The sequence below is a fragment of the Catenulispora pinisilvae genome (assembly GCF_015356865.1).
In the GTDB taxonomy this organism is placed as follows: domain Bacteria; phylum Actinomycetota; class Actinomycetes; order Streptomycetales; family Catenulisporaceae; genus Catenulispora; species Catenulispora pinisilvae.
The window spans coordinates 1-4,570 of record NZ_JAAFZA010000424.1 but is presented as its reverse complement, the minus strand read 5'-3'; the positions used below and the strand labels follow the sequence as shown (position 1 = coordinate 4,570).

The window sequence follows — 4,570 nt, the reverse complement described above, 5'->3', positions numbered from 1 at the left end:
GAACAGGCCCAGGGGCGGGCCGGGTTCGGCCGGGGCCAGGGCGGCGACGTGGCCGTCGCGCATCAGCAGCGGCGGCGGGTGGCCGCAGTTGACGACCTGCACGGTGGGGCGTTCGGGGTCGACCGAGAGCAGGACGGCGGTGACGAACTCTTCGGTGCCGGCCGGGCGGCGGGCGAGCATGGCGTGCATGCGGTCGGCGACGCGGGACAGGTCCGGTTCGGTGTAGGCGGCTTCGCGGAACACGCCGAGCACGTCGGCGGCGGCCTCGACCGCGGGCAGTCCTTTGCCGCGGACGTCGCCGATGAGCAGCCGGTCGCCGAACCGGGTGGACAGTGCCTCGTACAGGTCGCCGCCGATACGGGCTTCGGCGGCCGCGGCCCGGTAGGCGACGGCGGTGCGGACCTGGGACAGCTCCGGCGGCACTTCCCGTAGCACCACGTGCTGGGCGGTCTCCGCGACGCTGCGGACGTTCGCCAGCATCTGGGATTGGCGCCCCACCAGGGCGACGCTGACGCAGGACACGACGGTGACGGCGCCGATCGCGCCGATCGCGGCGACTTCCACCTCGCTGGCCACGTGCAGCGAGGACTCATACAGCACCAGGGACACGCCGATGGCGGTGACGGCGGTGGCGATGGTCTGCCACATCGAGCGGGTCAGCAGCGCCGACAGCGCCGAGGCCACCGACAGCGTGGAGGAGAACGTGACGTCTTTGGGGGTGGCCAGGTCGGCGCCGACGATGATGGCGATGAACACGTACGGCACCAGCCGCTGCGGCCAGGTGGAGTGCGAGGGGGTGACGGTGACCGGGGTGCCTTCGCCGCCGCCGGGCGGGGCCGGCGGCGCCGCGGCGAGGTCGCGGCGGCGGTCCGGGCGGGGCAGGCTGGCCATCGTCACGGGTCCAAGGTGGGTCGGCGGCACGGCCGGCGGGGCCGGTGCCGTGGTCGGGTCGGCGGTGTCCATCGTGTCGTCCATCGTGCGATCAGGGGCGATCGGGCTCGGTCAGGGGCGAGCGGGGGGCGAGCGGGGCGAGCGGGGCGAGCGGTCGGGTGCGGTGATCACGAGTGACCGGGTGCGATCAGCGGATCACGGCCGCGCCGGGTGTGGCGCGCTGAGCTGCGCCGATCGCGCGACACGCGACGCAGGGCCGGGGTCCGGGGCCCGGGGTCCGCGTGCACGCCCGTGCCCACCGATACCCGGCCACGTCCCGGCTACAAGTCGAGGTCCACCACCACCGGCGCATGGTCCGAGCCGCCTTTGCCCTTGCGTTCCTCCCGGTCCACGTAGGCGTCGCTGACCGCCCCGGCGAACGCCGCATTGCCGAACACCAGGTCGATGCGCATGCCGTTGTTCTTCGGGAACGCCAGCTGCCGGTAGTCCCAGTAGGTGTAGGGCTTGTCGTACTTCAACGCCCGCGGCAGCACCTCGGTCAGGCCCTGCGCTTCCAGATCCGCCAGCTTCGCCCGCTCGGCCGGGGTGACGTGGGTGGACTCGGCGAACAGCGAGATGTCCCACACGTCGGCGTCGGTCGGGGCGATGTTGAAGTCGCCGAGCACCGCGTAGGGCAGGTCGGCGCGCGCCGGGGCGGCCACCGCCGCGGTGAGGGAGTCCAGCCAGGCGAGCTTGTACTCGTAGTGGGCGTGCCCGACCTCGCGGCCGTTGGGCACGTAGACGCTGGTGACCCGGACACCACCGCAGGTCGCTGTGATCGCCCGCGGCTCGGTGAGGCCTTCGAACTCCGGCAGGTCCGCCCAGCCGCGCCGCACGTCGGTGATGTCGTGCCGGGACAGGATCGCCACGCCGTTCCAGCGGCCGGTGCCCCACGTCGCCGCCTGGTAGCCGAGCTCGGCCACCTGCTCGGTGGGGAACGCCTCGTCGGTGGATTTCAGCTCCTGAAGACACAGCACGTCCGGTTTGGCCGTGCCGAGCCAGCCCAGCAGCCGGTCCACCCGCGCCGTCACCGAGTTCACGTTCCAAGTAGCCACCCGTAACACCATGGGAGCAGCTTATGGGGTCATAGACCGAACTTCGCGTTCCGCACGGCCGTGACCGCGTCATCGGGCCCGTCCATCGCCACCACCGCATGCCCCTGCCGCCCCGACATGAACATCACCAGCTCCGCCGGCTGCGCGGTCACCGTCACCACCGGCGTGCCCTTGTGCGCCACCGCGGTCTGCCCGTCGGGGCGCCGCAACACCAACCCGGCCGGCGCGCGCCGGCCCATCAGCCGGGCCAACCCCGAGGCCCGCTTCCACAGCACCTCGCTGAGCCCCGCGTCCAGCACCCGGGGTTCCCACCCGCCTTTGGCCCGCCGCACGTCCTCGCAGTGCACGAAGAACTCCACCACGTTCGCCGCCTCGTCCACCGAGGCCAGCCCGAACAGCGACCGCCGCGACGGCCCGGAAGCCACCATGTCCAGCAGCTCCTCCCACGGCCGCGCCGCGAACTCGGCCTGCACCCGCTCCAGCCGCGGCGCCAGCGCCTTCACCAGAATCCCGCCGGCCGCATCCACCCGCCGCTCCCGCACCACGACGTGCGCCGCCAGGTCCCGCGCGGTCCAGCCCTGGCACAGCGTCGGGGCGTCGGGGCCGGCTTCGGTGAGGGCTTGGGCGAGGTGGGCGCGCTCGGTGCGGGCGTAGGTAGGCATGAGGTCTACGGTAGGCGGGTCGGGGGCGGCGTGCACAGGACGTGGCGGTCCGGCCGCCGGCGTGGCGTTGACCGTCATGACCCCCGGCCCGCACCACCCCTTATGCCGCCACCTCAACCTCGACACATGCCATGCGGCGCTTCCTCAGGCATTACGATGCAAAATAGTTTCATGGGTACCGTTACCACTGTCGCATCCGTGTTCAGGCCCCTGTTGACCGCCGCGCTCGGCACGGCGCCACCGGCGATTCGTTTCCAGTTCTGGGACGGCAGCTCGTTGGCACCAGCCGACGGGCGCACTGTGGGGGCCGTGGTCCTGCGATCCAAGGACGCGCTGGGCCATCTTGTGTGGGCGCCCGGGGAGCTGGGAATCGTCCGGGCATTCGTAGCGGGGGATCTGGACTTCACCGGGGACGTGTTCACCGTGCTGCGGACGCTGCAACAGTCCGCACCCCGCGACGCACGCCTCGGCGCCGACGCCGCGGCCAAAGCGCTCGCGGTCGCGGCGCGCGTCGGGGCGCTCAGACGGCGGCCCGACCCGCCAGCGGAGGAGGCGCACCAGCGGGGCCGGCTGCACAGCAAACACCGTGACTCCAAGGCCATCAGCCACCACTACGACGTCGGCAACGAGTTCTACGAACTGGTGCTCGGGGAGTCGATGACCTACTCCTGCGCCCGGTTCGTCTCCGACGCCGACGACGGCCGCTGCGGCCCGGACCCGGCGATGGCCCTGGCCGACGCCCAGGCCGCCAAACACGACCTGATCTGCCGCAAACTGGGCCTGGACCGCGAACCGGGCATGCGGCTGCTGGACGTGGGCTGCGGCTGGGGCTCGATGGCCATCCACGCCGCCACCCGCTACGGCGCCCGCGTCGTCGGCATCACCATCAGCGCCGCCCAAGCCGACCTGGCCCGCAAGCGGGTCGCCGCGGCCGGCGTCAGCGAGCAGGTGGAGATCCGGCTCCAGGACTACCGCGACCTCGGCGGCGAACAGTTCGACGCCGTCTCCTCCATCGGCATGTTCGAACACGTCGGCGGCGAACGCACCGCCGAGTACTTCAACACCCTGCGCGCCCTGCTGGGCCCCGGCGGCCGCCTGCTCAACCACGCCATCTCCAGCCCCGGCGGATCCCGCATCAGCAGCCGCAGCTTCATCGGCCGCTACGTGTTCCCCGACGGCGAACTGCTCGACGCCGGCGTCACCGCCGCGGCGATGCAACAGGCCGGCTTCGAACTGCGCGACGTCGAAGCACTGCGCGAACACTACGCACTGACCCTGCGCGCCTGGGTGGCGAACCTACAGAAGAACTGGGACCGCGCCGTCGACCTGGTCGGCGTGGGACGCGCCCGGGTGTGGCTGCTGTACATGGCCGGCTCCGCCCTCGGCTTCGAAGACGGCGGCATCGGCATCCACCAGGTGCTCGGCGTGGTGCCGGACGAGTCCGGGAAGGCCGACATGCCGGCGTCACGGCGAAGCTGGATGTAGAGCGCCAGGTGTAGCAGCTGGATGTAGAAGAAACGCAGTAGCAACTGGACGCAAGACGGGTGTGGGGTGCGGGCCGCCGCCAGCCGGCCCCCACCCCGCACACCCGCACCCACCTAGTGGTCGCACCTGCCCAAATCGCAGCCCATTTTATGACCATGAACGTAAGCCCAACGTGAAGACAGCACCCGCCACCACCAACCCACCACCGACACCGACACCGACACCGAACTGCGATAGTGGACGGCCATGACCGACCCCGACCAGAACCTGGCCGCCACCGCCAAGGCCATCATCACCGCCAACCGCTACCTCACCGTCGCCACCACCGACGAACACGGCACCCCCTGGGCCAGCCCCGTGTTCTTTGCCGCCGACGACAACGGCATCGACTTCTACTGGATGTCCTCCCCCGAAACCCGCCACTCCCGCGCCCTGACC

General features: G+C 71.6%; 5 protein-coding genes. 2 read left to right on the top strand and 3 right to left on the bottom strand.

The annotated features are described in order from the left end of the window. The 3 genes from IZR01_RS48260 to IZR01_RS48250 form a co-directional block, all read right to left on the bottom strand. Positions 1-975, bottom strand: a 975-nt coding sequence (locus IZR01_RS48260; RefSeq protein WP_228561406.1) for a PP2C family protein-serine/threonine phosphatase, incomplete at its 3' end; no start/stop codon positions are given. A 236-nt stretch (positions 976-1,211) separates the two neighbouring features. Next, the gene (locus tag IZR01_RS48255) at positions 1,212-1,997 is read right to left on the bottom strand and encodes an exodeoxyribonuclease III (protein ID WP_194898873.1); all 786 of its coding nucleotides are present in this window, start codon (positions 1,995-1,997) and stop codon (positions 1,212-1,214) included. Between the two features lie 17 nt (positions 1,998-2,014). After that, positions 2,015-2,647 carry a TIGR03085 family metal-binding protein gene (locus IZR01_RS48250; RefSeq protein ID WP_194927790.1) on the bottom strand — a complete coding sequence of 211 codons (633 nt, stop codon included), beginning with the start codon at positions 2,645-2,647 and terminating at the stop codon, positions 2,015-2,017. 198 nt (positions 2,648-2,845) lie between these two features. On the opposite strand from IZR01_RS48250, the gene IZR01_RS48245 reads away from it, so the two are divergent. Then, on the top strand, positions 2,846-4,132 hold the full coding sequence (locus tag IZR01_RS48245) for a class I SAM-dependent methyltransferase (protein ID WP_323747314.1): 1,287 nt from the start codon (positions 2,846-2,848) through the stop codon (positions 4,130-4,132). 246 nt (positions 4,133-4,378) lie between these two features. Continuing rightward, on the top strand, positions 4,379-4,570 hold a 192-nt coding region (locus IZR01_RS48240), incomplete at its 3' end, for a pyridoxamine 5'-phosphate oxidase family protein (protein WP_194927788.1).

Bases quoted from the DNA above. Each gene is read 5' to 3' on its own strand.
- IZR01_RS48255 (WP_194898873.1), bottom strand. From the start codon at position 1,997: ATGGTGTTACGGGTGGCTACTTGGAACGTGAACTCGGTGACGGCGCGG.
- IZR01_RS48250 (WP_194927790.1), bottom strand. From the start codon at position 2,647: ATGCCTACCTACGCCCGCACCGAGCGCGCCCACCTCGCCCAAGCCCTC.